General features: G+C 59.9%; 23 protein-coding genes. 13 read left to right on the top strand and 10 right to left on the bottom strand.

The features are described from left to right. Positions 1-10 precede the first annotated feature (10 nt). The 7 genes from ACI514_RS13330 to gloB form a co-directional block, all read right to left on the bottom strand. The gene (locus ACI514_RS13330; protein ID WP_405124030.1) at positions 11-1,621 is read right to left on the bottom strand and encodes an ABC transporter ATP-binding protein; all 1,611 of its coding nucleotides are present in this window, start codon (positions 1,619-1,621) and stop codon (positions 11-13) included. Between the two features lies 1 nt (position 1,622). Further along, a complete protein-coding gene (locus tag ACI514_RS13325) occupies positions 1,623-2,642 on the bottom strand; it encodes an ABC transporter permease (RefSeq protein ID WP_064587187.1) in 1,020 nt (339 codons plus the stop codon). Position 2,643: 1 nt separating this feature from the next. Further along, positions 2,644-3,717, bottom strand: coding sequence for a microcin C ABC transporter permease YejB (locus tag ACI514_RS13320; RefSeq protein ID WP_150650480.1), 1,074 nt, complete (start codon positions 3,715-3,717; stop codon positions 2,644-2,646). A gap of 4 nt (positions 3,718-3,721) precedes the next feature. Then, a complete protein-coding gene (locus ACI514_RS13315) occupies positions 3,722-5,563 on the bottom strand; it encodes an extracellular solute-binding protein (protein WP_405124029.1) in 1,842 nt (613 codons plus the stop codon). Further along, entirely contained in the window at positions 5,560-7,392 is a 1,833-nt protein-coding gene (locus ACI514_RS13310) for an extracellular solute-binding protein (RefSeq protein ID WP_405124028.1), read from the bottom strand. Before ACI514_RS13310 ends, ACI514_RS13315 begins: the two co-directional genes overlap by 4 nt. A gap of 334 nt (positions 7,393-7,726) precedes the next feature. After that, positions 7,727-9,190 carry a transglycosylase SLT domain-containing protein gene (locus ACI514_RS13305; protein ID WP_038366034.1) on the bottom strand — a complete coding sequence of 488 codons (1,464 nt, stop codon included), beginning with the start codon at positions 9,188-9,190 and terminating at the stop codon, positions 7,727-7,729. A gap of 99 nt (positions 9,191-9,289) precedes the next feature. Next, on the bottom strand, positions 9,290-10,057 hold the full coding sequence (gene gloB / locus ACI514_RS13300; protein WP_405124027.1) for a hydroxyacylglutathione hydrolase: 768 nt from the start codon (positions 10,055-10,057) through the stop codon (positions 9,290-9,292). A gap of 66 nt (positions 10,058-10,123) precedes the next feature. On the opposite strand from gloB, the gene ACI514_RS13295 reads away from it, so the two are divergent. From ACI514_RS13295 to ACI514_RS13275, 5 genes are all read left to right on the top strand, one after another. Continuing rightward, positions 10,124-10,882 (top strand): class I SAM-dependent methyltransferase, encoded by a 759-nt coding sequence (locus tag ACI514_RS13295; RefSeq protein WP_007910573.1) that lies wholly within the window; start codon positions 10,124-10,126, stop codon positions 10,880-10,882. A gap of 89 nt (positions 10,883-10,971) precedes the next feature. Continuing rightward, positions 10,972-11,442, top strand: coding sequence for a ribonuclease HI (rnhA, locus tag ACI514_RS13290; RefSeq protein WP_007910572.1), 471 nt, complete (start codon positions 10,972-10,974; stop codon positions 11,440-11,442). A gap of 210 nt (positions 11,443-11,652) precedes the next feature. Beyond that, positions 11,653-12,411: a DNA polymerase III subunit epsilon gene (gene dnaQ / locus ACI514_RS13285; protein WP_160057464.1), complete on the top strand. Its 759-nt coding sequence runs from the start codon at positions 11,653-11,655 to the stop codon at positions 12,409-12,411. A 189-nt stretch (positions 12,412-12,600) separates the two neighbouring features. Beyond that, complete coding sequence (locus ACI514_RS13280; protein ID WP_405124026.1) at positions 12,601-14,856, top strand: Orn/Lys/Arg decarboxylase N-terminal domain-containing protein; 2,256 nt, start codon at positions 12,601-12,603, stop codon at positions 14,854-14,856. A gap of 14 nt (positions 14,857-14,870) precedes the next feature. After that, positions 14,871-15,485, top strand: a complete 615-nt coding sequence (locus tag ACI514_RS13275; RefSeq protein ID WP_160057466.1) for a GNAT family N-acetyltransferase — start codon at positions 14,871-14,873, stop codon at positions 15,483-15,485. On the opposite strand, the gene ACI514_RS13270 is transcribed toward ACI514_RS13275, so the two are convergent. Beyond that, positions 15,451-16,344, bottom strand: coding sequence for a LysR family transcriptional regulator (locus ACI514_RS13270; protein WP_405124025.1), 894 nt, complete (start codon positions 16,342-16,344; stop codon positions 15,451-15,453). The two genes, ACI514_RS13275 and ACI514_RS13270, sit on opposite strands and share 35 nt — an antisense overlap. Positions 16,345-16,429: 85 nt before the next feature. Then, positions 16,430-16,660 (bottom strand): hypothetical protein, encoded by a 231-nt coding sequence (locus tag ACI514_RS13265; RefSeq protein ID WP_160057468.1) that lies wholly within the window; start codon positions 16,658-16,660, stop codon positions 16,430-16,432. A 184-nt stretch (positions 16,661-16,844) separates the two neighbouring features. Here ACI514_RS13265 and ACI514_RS13260 point away from each other — a divergent pair, with 184 nt between their 5' ends. Beyond that, on the top strand, positions 16,845-17,402 hold the full coding sequence (locus tag ACI514_RS13260) for an NADPH-dependent FMN reductase (RefSeq protein ID WP_007910565.1): 558 nt from the start codon (positions 16,845-16,847) through the stop codon (positions 17,400-17,402). Positions 17,403-17,555: 153 nt separating this feature from the next. Continuing rightward, positions 17,556-18,839, top strand: a complete 1,284-nt coding sequence (locus tag ACI514_RS13255; RefSeq protein ID WP_160057469.1) for an arsenic transporter — start codon at positions 17,556-17,558, stop codon at positions 18,837-18,839. Between the two features lie 105 nt (positions 18,840-18,944). On the opposite strand, the gene ACI514_RS13250 is transcribed toward ACI514_RS13255, so the two are convergent. Next, positions 18,945-19,895 carry a DUF1853 family protein gene (locus tag ACI514_RS13250; RefSeq protein WP_405124024.1) on the bottom strand — a complete coding sequence of 317 codons (951 nt, stop codon included), beginning with the start codon at positions 19,893-19,895 and terminating at the stop codon, positions 18,945-18,947. A 115-nt stretch (positions 19,896-20,010) separates the two neighbouring features. Between ACI514_RS13250 and ACI514_RS13245 the strand changes: the two genes are divergently transcribed. The 6 genes from ACI514_RS13245 to pepN are packed head-to-tail and all read left to right on the top strand — an operon-like array spanning position 20,011 to position 26,528. Further along, the gene (locus tag ACI514_RS13245; RefSeq protein WP_003224174.1) at positions 20,011-20,901 is read left to right on the top strand and encodes an NAD(+) kinase; all 891 of its coding nucleotides are present in this window, start codon (positions 20,011-20,013) and stop codon (positions 20,899-20,901) included. Beyond that, positions 20,901-21,872 (top strand): metallophosphoesterase, encoded by a 972-nt coding sequence (locus ACI514_RS13240; protein WP_093430727.1) that lies wholly within the window; start codon positions 20,901-20,903, stop codon positions 21,870-21,872. The genes ACI514_RS13245 and ACI514_RS13240 overlap by 1 nt, the downstream gene beginning before the upstream one ends. After that, positions 21,869-22,738 (top strand): rhomboid family intramembrane serine protease, encoded by an 870-nt coding sequence (locus tag ACI514_RS13235; protein WP_405124023.1) that lies wholly within the window; start codon positions 21,869-21,871, stop codon positions 22,736-22,738. The genes ACI514_RS13240 and ACI514_RS13235 overlap by 4 nt, the downstream gene beginning before the upstream one ends. A gap of 34 nt (positions 22,739-22,772) precedes the next feature. After that, complete coding sequence (locus tag ACI514_RS13230; RefSeq protein ID WP_007919229.1) at positions 22,773-23,033, top strand: YeaC family protein; 261 nt, start codon at positions 22,773-22,775, stop codon at positions 23,031-23,033. After that, entirely contained in the window at positions 23,030-23,860 is an 831-nt protein-coding gene (locus tag ACI514_RS13225; protein ID WP_160057472.1) for a DUF2797 domain-containing protein, read from the top strand. The genes ACI514_RS13230 and ACI514_RS13225 overlap by 4 nt, the downstream gene beginning before the upstream one ends. 10 nt (positions 23,861-23,870) lie before the next feature. Next, entirely contained in the window at positions 23,871-26,528 is a 2,658-nt protein-coding gene (gene pepN / locus ACI514_RS13220; RefSeq protein WP_160057473.1) for an aminopeptidase N, read from the top strand. Positions 26,529-26,753: the final 225 nt, after the last annotated feature.

Here is a 26,753-nt window from a genome sequence, read left to right as displayed (position 1 = left end):
CTCTTTCAGGTTATTGCGCAGTGGCTGGTGCCAAAAAAGCGGCTTCCAGCAACTGCTGTGTATACGGATGTTGGGGGGCGGCAAAAATACTTTGCGCGTCTCCCTGTTCGACCACTTGGCCATGCTTGACCACCATCAACTGGTGGCTCAGCGCTTTGACGACAGCCAGGTCATGGCTGATGAACAAATACGTCAGGTTGTACTTGGCTTGCAGTGAACGCAACAGCTCCACCACTTGCCGCTGCACCGTCCGGTCGAGCGCCGAAGTCGGCTCGTCCAGCAGGATCAGCGCCGGTTTCAGCACCAAGGCCCGGGCAATGGCGATTCGTTGCCGTTGCCCACCGGAAAATTCGTGGGGGTAGCGGTGCCGGGTTTCCGGATCCAGACCTACCTCCTTCAATGCCGCAATAATCGCCGCTTCTTGCTCCTCGGCGCTGCCCATCTTGTGAATCCGCAGGCCTTCGCCAACGATATCGCTGACGCACATGCGCGGGCTCAGGCTGCCAAACGGGTCCTGAAACACGACCTGCATCTCCCGCCGCAACGGGCGAACCTCGTTCTGCGTCAGGCAGTCTAGCTGCTTGCCCTCAAAGCGGATCGCGCCTTTGCTACCGATCAGCCGCAAAATCGCCAGACCCAGCGTGGATTTGCCGGAACCGCTTTCCCCCACAATCCCCAGGGTCTGACCCTGGGGCAGGCTGAAATTGATGCCGTCCACTGCCTTGACGTGATCCACCGTACGCTTGAGCAGGCCTTTCTTGATCGGGAACCAGACTTTCAGGTCCTCGACTTCAAGCAGCGGCGCGCCGATTTTATTGCTCGCCGGGCCTCCGCTGGGCTCCGCGCCGAGCAATTCGCGAGTGTACGGATGCTGCGGCGAACGGAACAGCTCTGCGCACGATGCCTGTTCGACGATGCAACCGCGCTGCATGACACATACGCGATGCGCAATTCTTCGCACGAGGTTCAAATCGTGACTGATCAGTAACAGCGACATGCCCAATCGGGCCTGCAATTGCTTGAGCAAATCGAGGATTTTCAGCTGAACGGTCACGTCCAGCGCCGTGGTCGGTTCGTCGGCAATCAGCAGTTCCGGTTCATTGGCCAAAGCCATGGCGATCATCACCCGCTGACGCTGGCCGCCGGACAATTCGTGGGGCAGGGCCTTGAGGCGCTTGTGCGGCTCGGGAATGCCGACCATCTCCAGCAGCTCCAGCGTGCGCTTGGTCGCGACTTTACCGGTCAGGCCTTTGTGGATGCCGAGCACTTCGTTGATCTGCTTCTCGATCGAGTGCAGCGGGTTCAGCGAAGTCATCGGCTCCTGAAAGATCATCGCGATGCGGTTGCCGCGAATATGCCGGATGGTCTTTTCGCTGAGGCCCAGCAGGTTTTGCCCGGCATAGTTGATGCTGCCGGCGGGATGACGGGCCATCGGGTAGGGCAGCAGGCGCAGGATCGAGTGCGCGGTCACCGATTTGCCCGAGCCGGATTCGCCCACCAGCGCCAGGGTTTCACCGCGCTTGATGTCGAAACTCACGCCTTCGACGACCCGGTGCACGCGCTCGCCGAAACCGAATTCGACGGCGAGGTCACGCACTTCGATCAGATTGTCCTGATTCATTTCACTTCCTCGGGTCGAAGGCATCGCGAGCGGACTCGCCGATAAACACCAGCAAACTCAACATCAGCGCCAGCACGGCAAAGGCACTCATGCCCAGCCACGGCGCTTGCAGGTTGGATTTGCCCTGCGCGACCAGTTCACCCAGCGACGGACTGCCGGCCGGCAAGCCGAAACCAAGGAAGTCCAGCGCGGTGAGGGTGCCGATGGCGCCGGTGAGGATGAACGGCATAAACGTCATGGTCGAGACCATCGCGTTGGGCAGGATATGGCGGAACATGATCGCGCCGTTCTGCATGCCCAGCGCCCGCGCCGCACGCACGTATTCAAGGTTACGTCCACGGAGGAACTCGGCGCGCACCACGTCGACCAGGCTCATCCACGAGAACAGCAGCATGATCCCCAGCAACCACCAGAAATTGGGCTGGACGAAACTGGCGAGAATGATCAGCAGATACAGCACCGGCAGCCCCGACCAAATCTCCAGAAAACGCTGCCCGGCCAGATCGACCCAGCCGCCATAGAAGCCCTGCAACGCACCGGCAATCACGCCGATGATCGAACTCAACACAGTCAAGGTCAGCGCAAACAGCACGGAAATGCGGAAGCCGTAAATCACCCGCGCCAGTACGTCGCGGCCCTGATCGTCGGTACCGAGCAGGTTGTCCGCCGAGGGCGGGGCCGGGGCCGGGACTTTCAGGTCGTAGTTGATGCTCTGGTAGCTGTAGGGAATCGGCGCCCACAGCACCCACGCGTCCTTGGCCTTGAGCAATTCGCGGATGTACGGGCTCTTGTAGTTGGCTTCCAGCGGGAATTCGCCGCCGAAGGTGGTTTCCGGGTAGCGTTTGATCGCCGGGAAGTACCAGTTGTTGTCGTAATGCACCACCAATGGCTTGTCGTTGGCGATCAGCTCGGCGCCGAGGCTCAGGCCGAACAGGATCAGAAACAGCCACAGCGACCACCAGCCACGCTTGTTGGCCTTGAACAGTTCGAAGCGGCGGCGGTTGAGAGGGGACAGGTTCATCTCAATGCTCCCGGCTTTCGAAGTCGATGCGCGGATCGACCAGGGTGTAGGTGAGGTCGCCGATCAGTTTCACCACCAGCCCGAGCAGGGTGAAGATGAACAGGGTACCGAACACCACCGGGTAGTCGCGGTTGATCGCCGCTTCGAAACTCATCAGCCCGAGGCCGTCGAGGGAGAAAATCACTTCCACCAGCAGAGAGCCTGTGAAGAAAATGCCGATGAACGCCGACGGGAACCCGGCAATTACCAGCAGCATGGCGTTGCGGAACACGTGGCCGTAGAGCACGCGATGACGGGTCAGGCCTTTGGCCTTGGCGGTGACCACGTATTGTTTGTTGATCTCGTCGAGGAAGCTGTTTTTCGTCAGTAGGGTCATGGTCGCAAAGTTGCCGATCACCAGTGCCGTCACCGGCAGCGCCAAGTGCCAGAAGTAATCGAGGATCTTGCCGCCCATGCTCAGTTCATCGAAGTTGTTCGAGGTCAGGCCCCTTAGCGGGAACCAGTCGAGATAACTGCCGCCGGCAAACACCACGATCAGCAGGATCGCGAAGAGGAACGCCGGGATCGCATAACCGACGATGATCGCCGAACTGGTCCAAACGTCGAAGTGGCTGCCGTGCCGCGTGGCCTTGGCGATCCCCAGCGGGATCGACACCAGGTACATGATCAGCGTGCTCCACAGCCCCAGCGAGATCGACACTGGCATCTTTTCCTTGATCAGGTCGATGACCTTGGCGTCGCGGAAAAAGCTGTCGCCGAAATCCAGCGTCGCGTAGTTCTTGACCATGATCCACAGGCGTTCCGGGGCCGATTTGTCGAACCCGTACATGTGCTCGATTTCCTTGATCAGCGCCGGATCCAGACCCTGCGCGCCGCGATAGGACGAACCGGCCACGGACACCTCGGCACCGCCGCCGGCAATCCGGCTGGTGGCGCCTTCGAAGCCTTCGAGCTTGGCGATCATCTGTTCCACCGGGCCACCGGGCGCGGCCTGAATGATCACGAAGTTGATCAGCAAGATGCCGAACAGCGTCGGGATGATCAGCAGCAGTCGCCGAAAAATATACGCCAGCATCTGATTACTCCGTGCCCACAGGGTCGGCTTGCAGTTTGGTTTCGACTTCTATCGCCGGTTTTGCGTTCGGCTTGACCCACCAGGTGTTAATCCCGATGTCGTACTTGGGCGAGACTTTCGGGTGACCGATGTGGTTCCAGTACGCCACGCGCCAGGTCTTGATGTGCCAGTTGGGCACGACGTAATAACCCCATTGCAGCACTCGATCGAGTGCACGGGCGTGGGCCACCAGGCTTTTGCGCGAGTCGGCGTTGATCAGGTTCTCGACCAGTTGATCGACGATCGGATCCTTCAAGCCCATGGTGTTGCGGCTGCTCGGTTTATCGGCGGCGGCACTCATCCAGTATTCGCGCTGTTCGTTGCCCGGCGAGTTGGACTGCGGGAAGCTGCCGACCATCAAGTCGAAATCACGCGAACGCACGCGGTTGATGTACTGCGAAACGTCGACGCGGCGGATTACCAGATCGATGCCGAGGTCGCTGAGGTTGCGCTTGAACGGCAGCAGTACGCGTTCGAATTCGGTCTGCGCGAGCAGGAACTCGATCACCACGGGTTTGCCGGTGGCGTCGACCATTTTGTCGTCGACGATCTTCCAGCCGGCTTCCTGCAGCAGTTGATAGGCCTCGCGCTGCTGGGCGCGGATCATGCCGCTGGCATCGGTCTTCGGGTTTTCGAAGGCTTCGCTGAACACTTGCGCCGGCAGTTTGCTGCGGAACGGGTCGAGGATCGCCAGTTGATCGGCATCGGGCAGGCCGGTGGCGGCCATTTCCGAGTTCTCGAAATAGCTGCGAGTGCGGAAGTAGGCACCGTTGAACAGCTGTTTATTGGTCCACTCGAAATCGAACAGCAGACCCAGCGCCTGACGCACTCGCGCGTCCTGGAACAGCGGGCGGCGCAGATTGAAGACGAAACCCTGCATGCCGGTCGGGTTGCTGTTGGCGATCTGTTCCTTGATCAGGCGACCTTCGGTGACCGCCGGAATGTTGTAGGCGTTGGCCCAGTTCTTCGCGGTCATTTCAAGCCAGTAATCGAACTGCCCGGCCTTCAGCGCTTCGAGGGCGACGGTGTTGTCGCGGTAGTAATCGGTGGTCATCGTGTCGAAATTGTAGAAGCCACGGTTGACCGGCAGGTCCTTGCCCCAGTAATCCTTGACCCGCTCGTAACGCACCGAACGGCCAGCCTTCACTTCGGCGACCTTGTACGGGCCGCTACCGAGCGGGATTTCCAGGTTGCCCTTGTTGAAATCGCGATCGGCCCACCAGTGTTTCGGCAGCACCGGTAACTGGCCGAGGATCAGTGGCAATTCGCGGTTGTTGCTGTGTTTGAACTTGAACAGCACTTTCAGCGGGTCTTCGGCGATCACTTCGGATACGTCGCTGTAGTAGCCGCGAAACATCGGCGAGCCTTCCTTGGTCAGCGTATTGAAGCTGAATACCACGTCGTCGGCGCGCACCGGGTGGCCGTCATGGAAACGTGCTTCGGGGCGCAGGTAGAAACGCACCCAGCTGTTGTCCGGGGCTTTTTCGATTTTGCCGGCGATCAGGCCGTATTCGGTGAACGGCTCGTCGAGGCTGTGTTTGGTCAGGGTGTCGTAGATCTGCCCGACGTCATCGGCTGGCACACCTTTGCTGATAAACGGGTTGAGGCTGTCGAAGCCGCCGAATCCGGCCTGACGAAAAACGCCGCCCTTGGGCGCATCGGGGTTCACGTAATCGAATTGTTTGAAATCAGCCGGGTATTTCGGCGGCTCGTTGTACAGGGTCACGGCGTGTTGCGGGGCGGCAAAGGCCAGCCCGGCGAACAGCAAGCCGCTGGCCTGGACGAGCAGGGCGCGGATGGGTTTCATCGATCTTTCTCCGAAGACTTCAGCCACCATGCGCTCAGGCCCAGGGTGTAGGGCGGCGTGGTGACGAAGGCCAACCGGTTGCGGTAGGCCAGACGGTGATAATTGAGGTACCAGTTGGGAATGCTGTAATGCTGCCAGAGCAGCACGCGGTCGAGCGCCTTGCCAGCGGCGACCTGTTCGTCGCGAGTGCGCGCGGCGAGCAATTGTTCGAGCAGGTGATCGACCACCGGGTTGGCGATGCCCGCGTAATTCTTGCTGCCCTTGACGTTCACCTGACTGGAGTGGAAGTACTGCCACTGCTCAAGGCCCGGACTTAAGGTCTGGTTGAGCGTCATCGAGATCATGTCGAAATCAAATTGATCGAGGCGCTGTTTGTACTGCGCCCGATCCACGGTGCGCAGGCGCGCGTCGATGCCGATGCTGTTGAGATTCTCGATGTAGGGCTGGTACAGGCGCTCCAGGTTCGGATTGACCAGCAACAGCTCGAATCGCAGCGGTTGGCCGTCAGCGTTTTGCAGGCGCTGACCGTTGAGCTTCCAGCCGGCTTCGGCGAGCAACGCCAATGCCTTGCGCATGGTTTCCCGGGGAATGCCGCGCCCGTCGGTTTTTGGCAGGGTGAACGGCTCGGTGAACAGCTTGGCCGGCAGTTGTTCCTTGTACGGCTTGAGCATCAGCCATTCACCCCCGACCGGCAGGCCGGAGGTTGTGAATTCACTGTTGGGGTAGTAACTGGTGGTGCGTTTGTAGGCATCGCTGAACAGTGCGCGGTTGGTCCACTCGAAATCGAACATCAGGCCCAGCGCTTCACGGGTCTTAACGTCCGAGAACGTCGCACGGCGGGTGTTCATGAACAGGCCCTGACTCTGGGTCGGGATCTGATGCGGGATCTGCGCCTTGATCACGTCGCCTCGGCGTACGGCGGGGAAGTTGTAGCCGTTGGCCCAGTTCTTCGCCTGATGCTCGATGTAGATGTCGAACTCGCCAGCCTTGAACGCTTCGAAGGCGACATCGCTGTCGCGGTAGAACTCGACTTCCATGCGATCGAAGTTGTACTTGCCGCGATTGACCGGCAAGTCCTTGCCCCAGTAATCCTTGACCCGTTCGAAGATCAACTGTCGACCCGGCGTCACCGAAGTGATGCGATAGGGGCCACTGCCCAGTGGCGGTTCGAAGGTGGTGGCCTTGAAGTCGCGGTCTTTCCAGTAATGTTGCGGCAGCACCGGTAACTCACCGAGGCGCAGGATCAGCAGCGGATTGCCCGAGCGCTTGAGCACGAAGCGGATGCGCTGTTTGTTGAGAATGTCGACCCGCAGTACTTCCTGCAACGCAGTGCGGTACAGCGGATGGCCGTCCTTGAGCAGCGTTCGATAGGAGAACGCTACGTCATAAGCGGTGATCGGCGTGCCGTCGTGAAAACGCGCCTCAGGACGCAGGTTGAAGACGACCCAGCTGCGATCTTCGCTGTACTCCACCGATTGCGCGATCAAGCCGTAGCTCGACGCCGGCTCGTCGCCGGACGGCGAATATTGACCGGTACCGACCATCAGCGGCTCGTTCAGCTCATTGATGCCGTACTGGAGGAAATTCGCTGTGGTGACCGGGCTGGTGCCCTTGAACGTGTACGGGTTGACCGTATCGAAGGTGCCGAACGCCATCACCCGCAACGTACCGCCCTTGGGCGCTTGCGGGTTGACCCAGTCGAAGTGGGTAAATCTGGCCGGGTACTTGAGCGTGCCGAACTGCGCATAACCGTGACTTTGGGTAATCGTCGCGCTTGCGGTTGAGCTCAAGGCCAGGCTGATCAGGAGCAGGAGGAGGGGACGCTTCAAGTCAGATCCGATCCAGGCGGCTTGGGCTTAGTGGGCCGTACAGTAACAGCTTGTCTGGACAGGAAAAAGATGCGGGTTAATGCGCGGTTAATCGTTTGCGCGAAGAGCCCCTCACCCTAACCCTCTCCCGGGGGGAGAGGGGACTGACCGAGTTGTTTCTTCGAGCTGCACCGACGTGCAATACCGAGTCGAACTCACGTTTTGAAAAGCCCTCGATCGGCTCCCTTTCCCCCTCGCCCCCGTGGGGAGAGGGCTGGGGTGAGGGGGATGGATCTAAAGCACACCACAAAAACATCACCAAAAAAAAGCCCCCGAAATCTCAGGGGCTCATCTGTCAGTGCGGCTGATAAACCGTGAGCATCTGCCCCGGCTTCAGTGCTTTACCCGCACCCGGATTCCAGCGCTTGAGATGCTGCATCTCAACGTTGAAGCGCTTGGCCACCACGTACAGCGTGTCGCCGCGCTTGACCTTGTACTGAGTCTGCTGCGCGCTGTCGTCTTTGCCTTTGCTCTTGCTGTTGGCCGCAACCACCGTGTTGACCCGGCCGGACTTGCGAGCCGGTGCGCGTTTGGTGGTGTCCTGCATGACCAGGGTCTGGCCGACCTTGAGGTTCTTGCCGGTCAGCTTGTTCCAGCGTTGCAGATCCTTGACTTCGACCTTGTTGGCCTTGGCAATGGAACCGAGGTTATCGCCACGCTTCACGCGATAAGCACGCTTGAGTTTTGCCACTTCGGAAGGATCGGCACCCTCGAACACCGGCTTCAGCGAGCGCGGGCTGATCAGTTCGTCAGGCCGCATGGTCTGCAAACTGGCAGTGAGCAATTGCGCCTTCGACGTTGGCACCAGCAAATGCTGAGGACCGTCGATGGTGGTGCGCTGCTTGAAGGCCGGGTTGAGCTGGAACAGTTCGTCTTCGTCGATGTTGGCCACCGCAGCAACTTTCGACAGGTCCATGCGCTGGTTGATTTCGACGACCTGGAAGTACGGTTCGTTGGCGATCGGGTTGAGGTTCACGCCGTAGGCTTCCGGCGCCAGTACCACTTGCGACAATGCCAGCAGTTTCGGCACGTACGCCTGGGTTTCCGCCGGCAGCGGCAGGTTCCAGTAGTCGGTTGGCAGGCCAAGCTTTTCGTTACGTTCGATCGCGCGGCTGACGGTACCTTCACCGGCGTTATACGCCGCCAGGGCCAGCAACCAGTCGCCGTTGAACATGTCGTGCAGGCGGGTCAGGTAGTCCATGGCTGCCGTGGTCGAAGCGGTGATATCGCGACGGCCATCATAGAAGCGGGTCTGACGCAGGTTGAAGTAACGCCCGGTGGAAGGAATGAACTGCCACAGCCCTACAGCATCGGCCCGGGAATAGGCCATCGGGTTGTAGGCGCTTTCAATCACTGGCAGCAGGGCCAGTTCCAGCGGCATGTTGCGTTCTTCGAGGCGTTCGACGATGTAATGAATATAGAGACTGCCGCGTTCGCCGGCGTTCTCGAGGAAAGAGGGATTGCTGGCGAACCACAGGCGCTGCTGCTCGATGCGCGGGTTGACGCCGAGGCCTTCCTGCAGCTGAAAGCCCTGGCGCATGCGTTCCCAGATATCCTGGGGAACCTGTGGGCTGGGCTTTTCGGTCAGCCAGATCGGCTTCTGCTTGGCTCGCGCAGCAATGTTCGGCGTATGGGTCGCTTCAGTCTGCGGAGCATGGCTGGAACAGCCCGCCAGCGTGGCGGACACAGCCACCGCGATGGCTTGCGCCAGGCGGGTCAATGCGTCTGAATTGACGGACTTACGTATGGATGACGACATTGGCTGGAAGTAAGTTCCGGGCAAAAATGTCGGGCGATTCTAGAAAGCGCACCCCCCTAGGTCAACCATTCAGAATTTTTGTATCAAGTGCTGGGTCACTTAGAACGTATCTTTCCAGGCCCGCAGAGCCGCAAATACCTCGCTCGGCGCCCGGTTTTGAGCGCCTGCCCGTTCGTCCACTTTTTGTGTAACTAATGTTTCAGTGGTGCGCAAAAACGGGTTGGTGAGTTTTTCCAGGGCCAGGGTCGAAGGCAGGGTCATCACGCCGTTTTGCCGTTGCTGGGTGACTTTTTCCAGACGGGCGGCAATGTCCGGGTTGCCCCGCTCGACGGCGGCGGCAAACTTCAGATTGCTCAGAGTGTATTCATGGGTGCAGTAGATCAGCGTATCTTCCGGTAACGCGGCGAGGCGGCTGAGCGAGTGGTGCATTTGCTCCGGCGTGCCTTCGAACAAACGTCCGCAACCGGCAGCGAACAGCGTGTCGCCGCAGAACAGCAGACCGTGGTGGTAATAGGCAATGTGTCCCAGGGTGTGACCGGGCACCGCATAGACGTCGAAGTCCCAGCCGAGCACGCTGACTGTGTCGTTATCCTTGAGCGCCACATCGCGTCCCGGAATGTTTTCGCTGGCCGGCCCGTAGACCTTGGCGCCGGTCGCCGCTTTCAGGCGTTCGACGCCGCCGACGTGATCATGATGGTGGTGGGTGATCAGGATATCGCTCAACACCCAGCCCGGATGCGCTGCAAGCCACGCCTGAACCGGCGCGGCATCGCCCGGGTCGACCACAGCGCAGCGCTGGGTGCGGTGATCCTGTAACAACCAGATGTAGTTGTCGGTGAACGCGGGCAGGGCACTGATCTGTATCATTGTCGGAATTCGCCAAGCGGGAAACATTGGCGCATCTTAGTAGTTCCTGGCGCTTTGGAGAATGCGATGAGTGATAAAGCGTTCGCACAGGCTGATCCTGACTGGCTGGCCTTGATCGGTGCAGCCCGTGAATGGCTGTCCGGCCCGCTCGGGCAATTTCTGCTCGATGAAGAGCGGCGCATGCTCGAAGACGAGTTGGGTCGGTTCTTTGGCGGTTATCTGGTGCATTACGGGCCGTCGGCCGAAACTCCGCCGGCGGCGCCGCAAGTGCAGCGAAATGTGCGCCTTGGCGCGCCGTTGCCCGGCGTCGAGATCGTCTGCGAAGAACAGGCCTGGCCGCTGAGCGAGCATGCTGCCGACGTGGTAGTGATGCAGCACGGTCTGGATTTCTGCCTGTCGCCCCATGGTTTGCTGCGTGAAGCGGCGAGCAGTGTGCGCCCCGGCGGGCATTTGCTGATCATCGGCATCAACCCGTGGAGCACCTGGGGATTGCGCCATGTTTTCGCCCACGACGCCTTGCGCCAGGCACGCTGCATCTCGCCGTCGCGGGTTGCTGACTGGCTCAATCTGCTGGGCTTCGCGCTGGAGAAACGCCGCTTCGGGTGCTATCGTCCGCCGCTCGCGTCACCCAAGTGGCAGGCCCGTCTGGCCGGCTGGGAACGCAAGGCCGGTGACTGGCAGTTGTCGGGCGGCGGCTTCTATTTACTGGTCGCGCGCAAGATCGTGGTTGGGTTGCGGCCGCTGCGTCAGGAGCGTCGCGAGCCGATGGGCAAGCTGATTCCGCTGCCCATGGCCAAGGTCAATCGCCGGCGCATCGAACCGTAAACCTTCTTTATTTGTGGTCGGGCTTGTCCCGGCCTCGGTCATTGTCGGTCCGTGATCGGCAAGACAGGCATTTTTCTGGATAGATTGGCATGAGCGAAAGCGTTGAAAGCGTCGACACCGTAGAACTGTTCACTGACGGCGCCTGCAAGGGCAATCCCGGCCCGGGCGGCTGGGGCGCCTTGCTGGTGTGCAAGGGCGTCGAAAAGGAACTGTGGGGCGGCGAAGCCAATACCACCAACAACCGCATGGAACTGCTCGGCGCGATTCGTGGCCTCGAAGCCTTGAAGCGTCCGTGTGAAGTGCTGTTGGTGACCGACTCGCAGTACGTGATGAAGGGCATCAACGAGTGGATGGCCAACTGGAAGAAGCGCGGCTGGAAAACCGCCGCGAAAGAGCCGGTAAAGAACGCTGATCTGTGGAAAGAACTGGACGAGCAGGTCAACCGCCACAAGGTCACCTGGAAATGGGTGCGTGGGCATATTGGCCATCATGGTAACGAGCGGGCGGACCAGTTGGCTAATCGTGGGGTGGATGAGGTCCGCGGTTACAAGCAGAGCTGATTTTGTCGTTACACCGTGTCGCGGCCTTCGCGAGCAGGCTCGCTCCCACAGGGAAATGCATTCCAGATCTGATGCCCTAAGTTGGAATGCATTCCAATGTGGGAGCGAGCCTGCTCGCGAAGGGCGCGACACGGTCCACCTGAAACACCCCACCGAGCGTGCTAACATCCGCGTTTTTTGCAAGATCGACCCGTTGAGAGCTGAACACTGATGGCCACCAGATCCGTTGTACTCGATACCGAAACCACCGGCATGCCGGTGACCGATGGTCACCGGATCATTGAAATCGGCTGCGTCGAACTGATCGGCCGACGCCTGACCGGCCGGCATTTTCACGTTTACCTGCAACCGGATCGCGAGAGTGATGAAGGCGCCATCGGCGTTCACGGCATCACCAACGAATTCCTGGTCGGCAAGCCGCGTTTTGCCGAAGTCGCCGATGAGTTTTTCGAGTTCATCAAAGGCGCGCAGCTGATCATCCACAACGCGGCGTTCGACGTTGGCTTCATCAACAACGAATTCGCCTTGATGGGCCAGCAGGATCGCGCTGACATCACGCAGCACTGCTCGATCCTCGACACCCTGATGATGGCCCGGGAACGTCACCCGGGGCAGCGCAACAGCCTCGATGCCTTGTGCAAACGTTATGGCGTCGACAACTCCGGCCGTGAGCTGCACGGCGCCTTGCTCGACTCGGAGATTCTCGCCGACGTCTACCTGACCATGACCGGTGGCCAGACCAGTCTGTCGCTGGCGGGCAATGCGTCTGACGGCAATGGCACCGGCGATGGCGCGGACAACTCGGCAACCGAGATTCGGCGCTTGCCGGCGGATCGTCAGCCTGCGCGGATCATTCGTGCGACGGAAGATGAACTGGCGGCGCATCTGGCGCGGTTGGAAATTATTGCCAAGTCTGCCGGTGGCCCGGCGATGTGGACGCAAATCGCCGAGGCGGACGCTCAGGCTTGAAAATCAAAAGATCGCAGCCTTCGGCAGCTCCTACATTGGAATGCGATCCTCTGTAGGAGCTGCCGAAGGCTGCGATCTTTTGTTTTTGGCGGTATGAAGCCAAGTGGCCACCCTCGCCACATTCGCCGCAACCCTCTACCCTGAGTGCATTGGCAGACATTGAGCCGCCGCCTCAGGACACTGAGCCCCATGTACAAAGATTTGAAGTTTCCGGTGTTGATCGTCCATCGCGACATCAAGGCCGACACGGTCGCCGGTGACCGTATCCGTGGCATCGCCCGGGAGTTGGAGCAGGAAGGTTTCAATATCGTTTCGGCTATCGACTACACCGAAGGGCGGTTGGTGGCGTCGACCCACCACGGCCTCGCGTGCATGCTGATTGCCGCCGAGGACGCCAGCACCAATTCCCATCTGCTGCAGAACATGGCCGAACTGATTGGTCTCGCGCGGGTGCGCGCACCGGATTTGCCAATCTTTGCCTTGGGCGAGCAAGTTACCCTGGAAAATGCCCCGGCCGATGCCATGGCCGAGCTCAATCAACTGCGCGGCATTCTCTATCTGTTTGAAGACACCGTGCCGTTTCTGGCCCGGCAAGTGGCGCGGGCGGCGCGCAAGTATCTGGACGGCTTGCTGCCGCCGTTTTTCAAAGCGTTGGTGCAGCACACCGCCGATTCCAATTATTCCTGGCACACCCCTGGCCATGGTGGTGGCGTGGCGTATCACAAGAGTCCGGTGGGGCAGGCGTTTCACCAGTTTTTTGGCGAAAACACCTTGCGTTCGGACTTGTCGGTGTCCGTGCCGGAGCTTGGCTCGCTGCTCGATCACACCGGGCCGCTCGCCGAAGCCGAAGAGCGTGCGGCGCGCAATTTCGGCGCTGATCACACCTTTTTCGTGATAAATGGCACCTCGACCGCCAACAAGATTGTCTGGCATTCGATGGTTGGCCGCGATGATCTGGTGTTGGTCGATCGCAACTGCCACAAGTCGGTGTTGCACGCGATCATCATGACCGGCGCGATTCCGTTGTACCTGTGCCCGGAGCGTAATGAACTGGGAATTATCGGCCCGATCCCACTGAGCGAATTCAGCCGCGAATCGATTCAGGCGAAGATCGATGCCAGCCCGCTGACCAAGGACCGTGCGCCAAAAGTCAAACTCGCGGTGGTCACCAACTCGACCTACGACGGCCTCTGCTACAACGCCGAACTGATCAAGCAAAACCTCGGCAACAGTGTCGAAGTACTGCATTTCGACGAAGCCTGGTACGCCTACGCGGCGTTTCACGAATTCTTCGCCGGGCGCTATGGTATGGCCACCTCGCGCAGCGCAGACAGCCCGCTGGTGTTCACCACCCATTCCACGCACAAATTGCTTGCCGCGTTTAGTCAGGCGTCGATGATTCATGTGCAGGACGGCGGCGCGCGGCAACTGGATCGCGATCGTTTCAATGAAGCGTTCATGATGCATATCTCGACGTCGCCGCAGTACAGCATCATTGCCTCGCTGGACGTTGCCTCGGCGATGATGGAAGGCCCGGCCGGGCGTTCGCTGTTGCAGGAAACCTTCGATGAAGCGCTGAGCTTCCGCCGCGCGCTGGCCAATCTGCGCCAGCATATCGACGCTGATGACTGGTGGTTTTCGATCTGGCAGCCGCCGGGTGTCGAGGGCATTGACCGCGTACAGACGGAGGACTGGCTGCTGCAACCGCAGGCCGACTGGCACGGTTTTGGTGAAGTCAGTGACGATTACGTCCTGCTCGATCCGATCAAGGTCACGCTGGTAATGCCGGGGCTGAACGCCGGCGGTGCACTGAGCGAGAAGGGCATCCCGGCGGCGGTGGTCAGCAAGTTTCTGTGGGAGCGTGGCCTGGTTGTTGAAAAAACCGGTCTGTATTCATTTCTGGTGTTGTTCTCCATGGGCATCACCAAGGGCAAATGGAGCACGCTGCTCACCGAGTTGCTGGAATTCAAACGCAGTTACGATGCCAACGTGCGTCTGGAAACCTGCCTGCCGTGCGTGGCACAAGAAGACACCGCGCGTTATCGCGGCATGGGCCTGCGCGATTTGTGTGATCAACTGCACGCCTGCTATCGCAGCAACGCCACGGCCAAACACCTTAAACGCATGTACACCGTGCTACCGGAAATTGCTATGAAACCGGCTCATGCCTACGATCATCTGGTACGTGGTGAAGTCGAAGCGGTGCCCATCGATGAGCTCGAAGGACGCATTGCCGCAGTGATGCTGGTGCCGTATCCGCCGGGGATTCCGCTGATCATGCCCGGCGAACGCTTTACCGAATCGACGCGCTCGATCATTGATTACCTGAAATTTGCTCGCACGTTCGATAGCAGCTTCCCCGGTTTTGTCGTGGATGTGCATGGATTGCAGCACGAAGACGAAGGCAATGGACGGCAATACACCGTCGATTGCGTCAAGGAATGAGGACATTTCCCAGTATGCAACCGGTCATGAATCCGAAATACCCAGGGCTGTCGGTGCGTGTCGCCGATGAAGGCTTTGCGCCGTATATCTGGGGCAGCGACTTCAGTTTCGAAGTCGCCGCCTATGGCGCGGCCGTGATTGGCCAGCCGGTCGAGCAATGGCGGGTGACGCCGATCATCCCGTACCGCAAGTGTTACGGCATCGATCCGGAGGAGTTCAGCGCCTTTCACAACGCGCCGGACAGCGCGATTTTCATGGCCTATCTCGACGATGAGCCGGTTGGCCATCTGGTGATCAGCACCAACTGGAACGGCTTCGCGCATATCGACGAGCTGGCGGTGCACGCGCCGGCTCGTCGGCATGGTGTGGCCAAGGCGTTGCTCGATGTCGCGCAGTTCTGGAGCCGCAAGAAAAAGCTGCCGGGGATCATGCTCGAAACCCAGAACAACAACCTCGGCGCCTGTCGGTTGTATGAGCGCTGCGGCTACGTGATTGGTGGCGTGGACCAGTTGCGCTATCGCGGCATTGATCCGAACACCGCCGAAGTGGCGCTGTTCTGGTACCGATTGTTCGATAATCCACTGGAAAACCCGCTCAGTTCGACAGCATCGCCTCGGCTTGTTCCGTGACGATGGCGAGCAGGGTCTGAATCGCCGCTGACGGCGCGGCGTGCTTGAAGGTCAGGGCGTACAGGCTGATCGGCACCGCTGGCGACAGCGGGCAGACATCCAGCCCGGCAGAGCGTGCGCCCAATGCAGTGAACGGGTCGACGATGGCCAGGCCTTCGCCGGCCTCGACCATGCTGCGCATCATCTGATGGGTTTGCACGCGGGTCTGGATGCTTGGCGCCGGGCGCAAGGCCTGCAGCTTGTTTTCCAGCGCCGGGCTCAGCGGGTCCTGACCTTCTAGGCCGACCATCGCCTGGCCAGCGAGATCCTGCAAAGAAATGTATTTCTGCTTCGGTTGCAACCAACCGTGGGGCGCGAGCAATTGCAGCTTGCCCTGGGCCAGTGGCCGGCAATCAATGTCGGGGTGTTCGGGATCGTGCAGGCTCAAGCCCAGATCGCTCTCGCGCAGCAACAGGCTGCGGACGATGTCGCGGGTCGGCGCGCTGAGCAGGCTGCACGGCGCATCCGGCAGACGTCGGCGCAGGGCGGCGAGACTTTGCGGGAGTAACTGTTGCGCCAGCGGCGGGGTGCCGATGATGCGCAGTGGCGGGGCGAGGTATTGCTTGAGGCTGCTGGCCAACCGTTGCACGGGTTCCAGAGCTTCATAAACGTGGGCGATTTCCACCTGCAACGCCCGTGCTTCGGGCGTCGATTGCAGGCGTCCGCGCACGCTGGCGAACAGCATGAACCCCAACTGACTCTCGGCTTCGCGCAAACGCTCTTCGACCTCGCCCACCGGCAACTGCAGCCATTCGGCGGCGGTGCCCAGGTGACCGGTCTGCAAGAGCGCCTGAATCACTTCGATATGACGTAAACGCATGCGTGAAGTCCATGTTCAGCAGGTGGGGTCAGTGGCTGAATCCTACCCCAAGTCTGCGCATATGACTTCTGCTCATAACGGCCAGTTATGAAGCGATGGTTGGCTCGGGTTCGCGGATCAGGGTGATGCCGGACTGAACCAGTTCGAATGTCTGGTCATCGATCTTTTTAATGCGATCGCCAATGGCCAGTCGGTAAATCGGCTCCGAGCCAGTGAGACCGTCGTCCGACGGGGTGGATTCCTGGAACTCATGCACGGAATAAACGCGGCCTTCCGCATCTCTTGCATGGAACTGACCGACGAGTACTGCTGCCATCTGCTTAGAACCTCTGGAGATAAAACGCTTGATTTGCGGCTTGGTAGACCGCCATCAAGGCCTGTAAGTTTTCCTACAGGAAAAAAATAATCAGCGCGCGGGAATTTCCCATTGTGTGCTGGTGGAATCGTCACCGGATCATCTATAACTACTGGCTCCTCCCACGGACCATCGAGAGTCTTCCATGAGCAATGTCTACAACGTCGCTGTAGTGGTCGGTAGCCTGCGTAAAGCATCGATCAATCGCAAGGTCGCCCTGGCACTGGCGGAGCTGGCACCGGCGAACCTCAAACTTGAGATTGTCGAAATTGGCGATCTGCCACTTTACAACGAAGACATCGACGGTGATTCACCGCCGGCAGCCTACAGCACTTTCCGGGAAAAAGTGGGTTCATCCGACGCGGTGCTGTTTGTCACGCCCGAATACAACCGTTCGGTGCCGGCGCCGTTGAAAAACGCCATTGACGTCGGTTCGCGGCCTTATGGCAAAGCTGTCTGGAGTGGTAAGCCGGGCGCGGTGATCAGTGTATCGCCCGGCGCTATCGGTGGTTTCGGCGCGAACCAGCATCTGCGCCAGTCGTTCGTATTTCTCAATGTGCCGTGCATGCAGCAGCCAGAAGCGTACCTGGGCGGCGCGGGTTCGGCGTTTGATGAGGCGGGAAAATTGAGCGAATCGGTGAAACCTTTTCTGCAGAGTTTTATCAATGCGTACGGACAATTCGTAGAACAACACAAGAAGTAACCTGTACACGGAACAATGTAGGAGTGAGCCTGCTCGCGATAGCGGTGTGTCAGTCGACCAATTGGTAACTGACAGTCCGCTATCGCGAGCAGGCTCACTCCTACAGGTTTTGTGTTGGCTTCATAACCCCATTTCAATTTAAGGCTGTTGCGGATGCTCGCTGCGTCACTGATTTTCCTGCTGACCATTACCCTTGTGATCTGGCAGCCCAAAGGCCTCGGCGTCGGCTGGAGTGCGACGCTTGGCGCGGTGCTGGCGCTGATCTTCGGCGTTGTGCACCTGAGCGATATCCCGCTGGTGTGGCAGATCATCTGGAATGCCACCGGCACCTTCGTCGCGCTGATCATCATCAGTCTGTTGCTCGACGAAGCCGGGTTCTTCAACTGGGCCGCGCTGCATGTGGCGCGCTGGGGACGCGGCAGTGGGCGCAAGCTTTTTGCCTTCATGGTGCTGCTCGGCGCGCTGGTGTCGGCGTTGTTTGCCAATGACGGCGCGGCGCTGATCCTCACCCCGATCGTGATTTCGATGTTGCTCGCGCTACGGTTTTCCCCGGCGGCGACGCTGGCCTTCGTCATGGGCGCGGGGTTTATCGCGGACACCGCGAGCCTGCCGCTGGTGGTGTCGAACCTGGTCAACATCGTTTCGGCGGACTTCTTTCACATCGGCTTCAACCGCTATGCAGCGGTGATGGTGCCGGTCAACTTCGTCAGCGTCGCGGCGACGCTGGGCATGCTGCTGTGGTTTTTCCGCCGCGACATTCCATCGACGTATGACCCTGAGCAACTTGAGCATCCAGAAACCGCGATCCATGACAAAGCCACGTTTTATACCGGCTGGGCGGTGTTGGTGATTCTGCTGATCGGTTGTTTTGCGCTGGAGCCGCTGGGCATTCCGATCAGTGCGATATCCGCCGTGTGCGCCGCACTGCTGCTGGGCATCGCCGCTCGCGGTCACAAGATTTCCACGCGCAAGGTGATGAAAGAAGCGCCGTGGCAGATCGTGATTTTCTCGCTCGGCATGTATTTGGTGGTCTACGGCCTGCGCAATGCCGGGCTGACCGGGTATCTGGCCGGTTGGCTGGATGTCTTCGCCGGTCATGGCGTCTGGGGTGCGGCAATGGGCACCGGGGTGCTGACGGCGTTGCTGTCGTCGATCATGAACAACTTGCCGACGGTGTTGATTGGCTTGTTGTCGATCGATGCCAGTCAGGCCAGCGGAGTGGTCAAGGAGGCGATGATTTATGCCAACGTGATTGGCAGTGATCTGGGGCCGAAGATCACGCCGATTGGCAGTCTGGCCACGTTGTTGTGGCTGCATGTGCTGGAGCGCAAGGGGATTCACATTGGCTGGGGCTATTACTTCCGGGTCGGGATTGTGTTGACGGTGCCGGTGTTGTTGGTGACGTTGGCGGCTTTGGCTTTGCGGCTTTCCCTATAGACCGAGGTGACCCTATCGCGAGCAGGCTCACTCCTACAGGGGAACGCATTCCAATGTAGGAGTGAGCCTGCTCGCGATAGGGCCGGTACAAACGCCACAAAAACTTCAGGCCTGACCGGGTACATTCGGCCAAAGATCGGAGACCAGAAACAACCGCTCAGCCTCTTCCCATTCCCCCTGCGAATTCTCGATCAGGCGCACCATCAGCTGTGCCGGTGCCAGCGGCTCGAGGTCTTCCAGCCACATCCGTAAATGCTCCAATGTCCAGGTCTGATCCGCCGGGTAATGCGCCGGCGCCAGCCATGCATGGCGGGGCAGGGGTTGCCAGCGTCCGGCCGGACGTTGCGCAACAAATGCCGGCCAATCCTTTTGATGCAACCAGCTCCCGCGTAAATGCTGCGGATGCGCACCGTTCGGTGATTCAGCCTGCCCGGGCCACGGGTACAGCAAATAACCACCCAGCCACAGCTGCGCGCTGAACACCTCGATATCCAGCGCCGCCAGCACTTCGCGGCTTTCCGGACGCGCGGAGATCGGCAGTTGATGCTCGGCCAGATGCGCTAGTTTGCGATCCAGCCGATCATGACAACCCGGGCCTAGCCACTGCGCGGGATCACGACCGTCGCCATTTTGCGGGCCCAGATAAAGCTTGATCGCCAGTTCCAGGTGATGCACGCCGTCGCGGTCACGCAACAGCATGTCCAGCTCGCCGAGGGTGTGGCCCTCGCGGCGGATCGGCAGGTTGGCGGCGATCAGTTCAATGCCCGGCGCATGCTCCACGGCAAACTGCCACAGCCGTTCGTAATACAAGCCCAGACGCCGCGTGCGCGCCTGCGACAGCCAATGCAATAAGCCATAACTGTCGCGGTCGAGCTGGCGCAACCAGTGCTCCAGTCGCTGCGGGTCATGCACCCAATCGCTGCCCGCCAGCGGATGGCGCTGCGGCCACGGCGTGGTAGCAAGCATCGGCGGGGCGAGGATCACCCACGCCAGATCGCGCACTTCCGGATGGCGTAATTGGTGAGGCAACTGAAGCAAGTCGGGAAATAGGATCATCTTGCGAGCATAGCCGTAAACACGAGCACACCCTTGAGGCTGAAAGGATTTTGTCTAACCGGCGCTTTCGCCCATAATCGGGTTTTTCGCGTTTTCGATTGTCCGCAGAGGTCCCATGGAGCAATTTCGTAATATCGGCATCATCGGTCGCCTGGGCAGTTCCCAGGTGCTGGATACCGTCCGCCGACTGAAACGGTTTCTGCTCGATCGTCACCTGCATGTGATCCTCGAAGACACCATCGCCGAAGTCCTGCCGGGCCACGGCCTGCAGACCTCGTCGCGCAAGATGCTCGGCGAAGTCTGCGACATGGTCATCGTCGTCGGCGGTGACGGCAGCCTGCTCGGCGCCGCGCGGGCATTGGCCAAACACAATATTCCGGTGCTGGGGATCAACCGTGGCAGCCTCGGGTTTCTCACCGATATTCGCCCGGACGAGCTGGAAGTCGAAGTCGCCAAAGTGCTCGACGGCCACTATCTGGTGGAAAACCGCTTCCTGCTGCAAGCCGAAGTGCGCCGCCATGCTGAGGCCATCGGCCAGGGCGATGCGCTCAACGATGTGGTGCTGCACCCCGGCAAATCGACGCGGATGATCGAGTTCGAGTTGTACATCGACGGCCAGTTCGTCTGCAGCCAGAAGGCCGATGGCCTGATCGTCGCCACGCCGACCGGTTCCACCGCGTACGCGCTGTCCGCCGGCGGGCCGATCATGCATCCCAAACTCGATGCCATTGTGATCGTGCCGATGTACCCCCATATGTTGTCAAGCAGGCCAATTGTGGTCGATGGCAACAGTGAGCTGAAAATCGTCGTGTCGAAAAACATGCAGATTTACCCGCAAGTCTCCTGCGATGGGCAGAACCATTTCACCTGCGCGCCGGGCGACACCATCACCGTCAGCAAGAAAGCGCAGAAGCTGCGCCTGATTCACCCGCTTGATCACAACTACTACGAAGTCTGCCGCACCAAGCTCGGCTGGGGCAGCAAGCTGGGCGGTGGAGGCGACTGATGCTCGATCCCGCGCGCAGTTATGACCTGATTGGTGACGTGCACGGATGCGCCCTGACCCTCGAACACTTGCTCGACCGCCTCGGTTATCACAAGCAGGGCGGGGTCTGGCGGCATCCATCGCGCATGGCCGTGTTCGTCGGCGACATCATCGACCGAGGCCCGCGCATTCGCGAGGCGCTGCACATCGTCCACGACATGGTCGAGGCCGGCCAGGCCTTGTGCATCATGGGCAACCACGAATTCAACGCCCTCGGCTGGAGCACGCCGGCGCCGCCGGGCAGCGGCAAGCAGTTCGTCCGCGAACACACGCCGCGCCATGCGCGTCTGCTGCACGAAACCCTGACCCAGTTCGAAGACCATCCAGGCGACTGGCATGATTTCCAGCGCTGGTTCTATGAGCTGCCGCTGTTTGTCGACGCCGGACGTTTCCGCGTCGTGCATGCCTGTTGGGATGCCGGACTGATCGAACCGTTGCGCGCGCTGTTCCCCAACGGCTGCATCGATGAACACTTCCTGCAGGCCTCGGCGGTGCCGGACAGTTTCGCCTGCACCGTGTTCGACCGCCTGTTGCGCGGCACCGACATGCGTCTGCCGGATGGTCTGACCATGACCAGCGGCGATGGCCTGGTGCGTTCGTTCTTCCGCACCAAGTTCTGGGAAGACGATCCGAAGACCTACGGCGATATCGTCTTCCAGCCCGATGCGCTGCCCGATCCGGTGGCGCAGAAGCCGCTGACCTCCAGCGAAAAAAATAACCTGCTGCGCTACGGTGTCGACGAGCCGTTGCTGTTCGTCGGCCACTACTGGCGCAGCGGCAAACCGGCGCCGATCCGCCCGAACCTCGCGTGTCTGGATTACAGCGCGGTGCTCTACGGCAAACTGGTGGCCTATCGTCTGGATCAGGAAACACGTCTGGATCCGCATAAATTTGTCTGGGTCGATGTCGAGCGGCCGGAGGTGCTGCAATGAGTGCGGTAGCGGTATTGCGACTGCCGTTGGCAGTCGATCTGAGCGGTTTCGTCAAACTGCTGCAACGCATGCAAGTGCCGCATCGCGTCAGCGAAGAGGCGGGCGAACAAGTGCTGTGGGCACCGGCGGAAATCAGCGAAGACGTGCGCTCGCTGTACGAGCGCTTCCCGGCAGGTGATCCCGATCAGCAAATGGACATTCCCGTCGCGCCGACCTTCAAGCGGCCGAGCTTCACCGAGCAACTGAAATACGCCAAGGCCACCGGGTTCATCCTGTTGTTGTGCCTGATCGTTGGCGGGCTGACCTACCTCGGTGAGAACCTGCAAACGCTGCGCTGGCTGACCTTCCTCGATTTTCAGGTAGTTGGCGAGTACATCCATTTCACGCCGTTAGCCGACAGTCTGGCGGCGGGGCAGTGGTGGCGGCTGGTCACACCGATGCTGATCCACTTCGGCATCCTCCATCTGGCCATGAACGGCATGTGGTACTGGGAACTGGGGCGGCGCATCGAGTCGCGTCAGGGCAGCATCAACCTGATCGGGCTGACGCTGCTGTTCAGCCTCGTTTCCAACTACGCGCAGTTTGTCTGGAGCGGCGCGACCTTGTTCGGCGGGCTGTCCGGCGTACTTTACGGCTTGCTCGGGCACTGCTGGATCTTCCAGCTGCTGGCGCCGAACCCGGCCTATCGCCTGCCGCGTGGCGTGCTGGTGATGATGCTGGTGTGGTTGCTGGTGTGCATGTCGGGGCTGATCTCGGTAATCGGCTTCGGCGAAATCGCCAACGCCGCGCATGTCAGCGGGTTACTCATCGGATGCTTCACCGGTTTGTTGGGCGGTTTGTATAACCGCCGTAAACTGGCCGCCTAAAATTTTTCTGTAGATAAAGAGCACGGAGACCCTGATGTCCTCTTTTAACGACATGATCAACAACATCACCCCGGACATCTACGAGAGCCTGAAGCTGGCCGTGGAAATCGGCAAATGGTCCGACGGTGGCAAGCTCACCGCCGAGCAGCGCGAGCTGTCGTTGCAGGCGATGATCGCCTGGGAAATCCAGAACCTGCCTGAAGACCAGCGCACCGGTTACATGGGCCCGCAGGAATGTGCATCGAAGTCGATCGAAGTGCCGAACATCCTGTTCAAGTCGGATGCCATCCATTGATCGAGATTGGCCGCGGTGCAATCAGCAAAATGTCGGCGCGCCTGGACGGGCCGAATGTGCAATACGCGTTTCGTCTGGATGACGTCGAGGTGCCGGTCAACCCGTTGATCGGCACCACGGTGCGTCTGGAGTACCTGGGGGCGATTCACTGCACCCATTGTGGGCGTAAAACCAAGACCAGTTTCAGTCAGGGCTATTGCTACCCGTGCATGACCAAACTGGCGCAGTGCGACCTGTGCATCATGAGCCCGGAGCGCTGCCACTATGACGCCGGCACGTGCCGCGATCCTGCGTGGGGCGAGCAGTTCTGCATGACCGATCACGTGGTTTACCTGTCCAACTCGTCTGGCATCAAGGTTGGCATCACCCGTGCAACGCAACTGCCGACCCGCTGGATCGATCAGGGCGCGTGTCAGGCCTTGCCGATCATGCGCGTTTCGACGCGGCAGCAGTCGGGCTTCGTCGAAGATTTGTTCCGCAGCCAAGTGGCCGACAAGACCAACTGGCGCGCGTTGCTCAAGGGCGATGCGGTGGCGGTCAATCTGGCACAAGTGCGCGATCAACTGTTCGACAGTTGCGCTGAAGGTCTGCAAGGCCTGCAAGAGCGATTCGGCCTGCAGGCGATTCAGACCATTGCCGATGTCGAACCGCTGGAAATCCGCTATCCGGTCGAGCAATACCCGGCCAAAATCGTCAGCTTCAACCTGGACAAGAACCCGATTGCCGAAGGCACGTTGTTGGGGATCAAAGGCCAGTACCTGATCTTCGATACCGGCGTGATCAATATTCGCAAGTACACGGCTTATCAGCTCGCCGTGCATCAATAAGGACCCCAGCATGCGCACCGAACAACCGAAGATGATTTACCTGAAGGACTATCAGGCGCCCGAGTACCTGATTGACGAAACACACCTGACCTTCGAGTTGTTCGAGGATCACAGCCTGGTGCACGCGCAGTTGGTGATGCGCCGCAACCCGGCACGTGGCCCGGGCCTGCCGCCGCTGGTGCTCGATGGCCAGCAGTTGGAGTTGTTGTCGGTGACGCTGGCTGATAAAGAGCTTGGCGCTGCTGACTATGAATTGTCCGAGAATCATCTGACCCTGCAGCCGACCGCCGAAACGTTCACAGTCGACACCAGCGTCAGGATCCACCCGGAAACCAACACCGCGCTGGAAGGCCTGTACAAATCCGGCACGATGTTCTGCACCCAGTGCGAGGCCGAAGGTTTCCGCAAGATCACTTACTACCTTGACCGCCCGGACGTGATGAGCAAGTTCACCACCACCGTGGTCGCCGAACAGCACAGCTATCCAGTGCTGCTCTCCAACGGCAACCCGATCGCCTCGGGCCCGGGCGAAGACGGCCGGCACTGGGCGACGTGGGAAGACCCGTTCATGAAACCGGCGTACCTGTTTGCGCTGGTGGCCGGTGACTTGTGGTGCGTTGAAGACAGCTTCACCACCATGACCAACCGCGATGTTGCACTGCGCATTTACGTCGAGCCGGAAAACATCGACAAGTGCCAGCACGCGATGAACAGCCTGAAGAAGTCGATGCGCTGGGACGAAGAGGTTTACGGTCGCGAGTACGATCTGGACATCTTCATGATCGTCGCGGTCAACGACTTCAACATGGGCGCGATGGAGAACAAAGGCCTCAACATCTTCAACTCCAGCGCCGTACTGGCCCGCGCCGAAACCGCGACCGACGCCGCACACCAGCGCGTTGAAGCGATCGTTGCTCACGAATACTTCCACAACTGGTCGGGCAACCGCGTGACCTGCCGCGACTGGTTCCAGCTGTCGCTGAAGGAAGGTTTCACCGTGTTCCGTGATTCCGGCTTCTCCGCCGACATGAACTCGGCCACGGTCAAGCGCATTCAGGACGTCGCCTACCTGCGTACCCACCAGTTCGCCGAAGATGCCGGCCCGATGGCTCACGCTGTGCGCCCGGACAGCTTTATCGAAATCTCCAACTTCTACACCCTGACTGTTTATGAGAAGGGTTCGGAAGTGGTCGGCATGATCCATACCTTGCTCGGCGCTGAAGGTTTCCGTAAGGGCAGCGATCTGTACTTTGAACGTCATGACGGCCAAGCCGTGACGTGCGACGACTTCATCAAGGCGATGGAAGATGCCAACGGCGTCGACCTGACCCAGTTCAAGCGCTGGTACAGCCAGGCCGGCACACCGCGTCTGGCGGTGAGCGAGTCTTACGACGCTGCCGCGAAAACCTACAGCCTGACCTTCCGCCAGAGCTGCCCGGAAACCCCGGACAAAGTTGAAAAACTGCCGTTCGTGATTCCGGTCGAGTTGGGCCTGCTCGACAGCAAGGGCAACGAAATTGCCCTGCGTCTGAGCGGCGAAGCGTCGGCGCAAGGCACCACCCGCGTGATCTCGGTGACCGAAGCCGAGCAGACCTTCACTTTCGTTGACATCGCTGAACAGCCGCTGCCTTCGCTGCTGCGTGGTTTCTCGGCGCCGGTGAAACTGAGCTTCCCGTACAACCGCGATCAGTTGATGTTCCTGATGCAACACGACAGCGACGGCTTCAACCGCTGGGATGCCGGTCAGCAACTGTCAGTGCAAGTGCTGCAAGAGCTGATTGGCCAGCAGCAGAAGGGCGAAAGCCTGAAGCTCGATCCGCGTTTGGTTTCAGCGTTGCGCACGGTGCTGTCGGATGAGTCGCTGGATCAGGCGATGGTCGCGGAAATGCTCTCGCTGCCGGGTGAGGCGTACCTCACTGAAATCAGCGAAGTGGCTGATGTCGATGCCATTCACATCGCCCGTGAGTTCGCTCGTCAGCAACTGGCGGAAGGTTTGTTCGAAGCCCTTTGGCTGCGTTATCAAGCCAATCGTGATCTGTCGAAAAAGACCCCGTATGTGGCCGAGGCCGAGCACTTTGCTCGTCGCGCGCTGCAGAACATTGCGCTGTCGTACCTGATGCTCAGCGGCAAGCCGGAAGTACTGGCGGCGGCGCTGGAGCAATTCGAAAGCGCCGACAACATGACCGAGCGCTTGACGGCGCTGGCGGTGTTGGTCAACTCGCCGTTCGAAGAGCAGAAAGCACTGGCACTGGCCAGTTTCGCCGAGCACTTCAAGGACAATCCTCTGGTCATGGATCAGTGGTTCAGCGTGCAGGCCGGCAGTACTTTGCCAGGCGGTCTGGAGCGCGTGAAAGCGTTGATGCAGCACCCGGCGTTCAACATCAAGAACCCGAACAAGGTGCGTGCACTGGTCGGTGCATTTGCCGGACAGAACCTGATCAACTTCCACGCGGCGGACGGTTCCGGTTATCGCTTCCTCGCGGATCTGGTGATCGAGCTGAACGGCTTCAACCCCCAGATCGCATCGCGGCAGTTGGCGCCGCTGACCCGCTGGCGCAAATATGACGATGCGCGTCAGGCCTTGATGAAGGGCGAGCTGGAGCGGATTCGGGCGTCGGGGCAGCTGTCGAGTGATGTGTATGAGGTGGTGAGCAAGAGCCTGGCTTGATGGGCCCCTCACCCTAACCCTCTCCCAGTGGGAGAGGGGACTGACCGAGGTGAATGTTCGAGTTACGCCGACCTGAAAGTCCGGAGTCGAACTCAGGTTTTGAACAGCACGAAGATCGGCCCCCTTTCCCCCTCGCCCCCCTGGGGGAGAGGGCTGGGGTGAGGGGGTAAGATGTAAGCCTCACCACAAAGCCCAAGCCATATACATAAAAAACGCCGCATTAAT

The organism is Pseudomonas sp. M20, from assembly GCF_045037865.1.
Taxonomy (GTDB): Bacteria; Pseudomonadota; Gammaproteobacteria; order Pseudomonadales; family Pseudomonadaceae; genus Aquipseudomonas.
Note: the sequence above shows the minus strand (reverse complement) of the source record. Positions and strands in the feature narration are given on the sequence as shown.

Bases quoted from the DNA above. Each gene is read 5' to 3' on its own strand.
- ACI514_RS13235 (WP_405124023.1), top strand. From the start codon at position 21,869: ATGAGTGCGGTAGCGGTATTGCGACTGCCGTTGGCAGTCGATCTGAGC.
- ACI514_RS13250 (WP_405124024.1), bottom strand. From the start codon at position 19,895: ATGATCCTATTTCCCGACTTGCTTCAGTTGCCTCACCAATTACGCCAT.
- gloB (WP_405124027.1), bottom strand. From the start codon at position 10,057: ATGATACAGATCAGTGCCCTGCCCGCGTTCACCGACAACTACATCTGG.
- ACI514_RS13280 (WP_405124026.1), top strand. From the start codon at position 12,601: ATGTACAAAGATTTGAAGTTTCCGGTGTTGATCGTCCATCGCGACATC.
- ACI514_RS13315 (WP_405124029.1), bottom strand. From the start codon at position 5,563: ATGAAACCCATCCGCGCCCTGCTCGTCCAGGCCAGCGGCTTGCTGTTC.
- ACI514_RS13330 (WP_405124030.1), bottom strand. From the start codon at position 1,621: ATGAATCAGGACAATCTGATCGAAGTGCGTGACCTCGCCGTCGAATTC.
- ACI514_RS13320 (WP_150650480.1), bottom strand. From the start codon at position 3,717: ATGCTGGCGTATATTTTTCGGCGACTGCTGCTGATCATCCCGACGCTG.
- ACI514_RS13275 (WP_160057466.1), top strand. From the start codon at position 14,871: ATGCAACCGGTCATGAATCCGAAATACCCAGGGCTGTCGGTGCGTGTC.
- dnaQ (WP_160057464.1), top strand. From the start codon at position 11,653: ATGGCCACCAGATCCGTTGTACTCGATACCGAAACCACCGGCATGCCG.
- ACI514_RS13245 (WP_003224174.1), top strand. From the start codon at position 20,011: ATGGAGCAATTTCGTAATATCGGCATCATCGGTCGCCTGGGCAGTTCC.
- ACI514_RS13260 (WP_007910565.1), top strand. From the start codon at position 16,845: ATGAGCAATGTCTACAACGTCGCTGTAGTGGTCGGTAGCCTGCGTAAA.
- ACI514_RS13265 (WP_160057468.1), bottom strand. From the start codon at position 16,660: ATGGCAGCAGTACTCGTCGGTCAGTTCCATGCAAGAGATGCGGAAGGC.
- pepN (WP_160057473.1), top strand. From the start codon at position 23,871: ATGCGCACCGAACAACCGAAGATGATTTACCTGAAGGACTATCAGGCG.
- ACI514_RS13295 (WP_007910573.1), top strand. From the start codon at position 10,124: ATGAGTGATAAAGCGTTCGCACAGGCTGATCCTGACTGGCTGGCCTTG.
- ACI514_RS13255 (WP_160057469.1), top strand. From the start codon at position 17,556: ATGCTCGCTGCGTCACTGATTTTCCTGCTGACCATTACCCTTGTGATC.
- ACI514_RS13230 (WP_007919229.1), top strand. From the start codon at position 22,773: ATGTCCTCTTTTAACGACATGATCAACAACATCACCCCGGACATCTAC.
- ACI514_RS13325 (WP_064587187.1), bottom strand. From the start codon at position 2,642: ATGAACCTGTCCCCTCTCAACCGCCGCCGCTTCGAACTGTTCAAGGCC.
- rnhA (WP_007910572.1), top strand. From the start codon at position 10,972: ATGAGCGAAAGCGTTGAAAGCGTCGACACCGTAGAACTGTTCACTGAC.
- ACI514_RS13305 (WP_038366034.1), bottom strand. From the start codon at position 9,190: ATGTCGTCATCCATACGTAAGTCCGTCAATTCAGACGCATTGACCCGC.
- ACI514_RS13270 (WP_405124025.1), bottom strand. From the start codon at position 16,344: ATGCGTTTACGTCATATCGAAGTGATTCAGGCGCTCTTGCAGACCGGT.
- ACI514_RS13240 (WP_093430727.1), top strand. From the start codon at position 20,901: ATGCTCGATCCCGCGCGCAGTTATGACCTGATTGGTGACGTGCACGGA.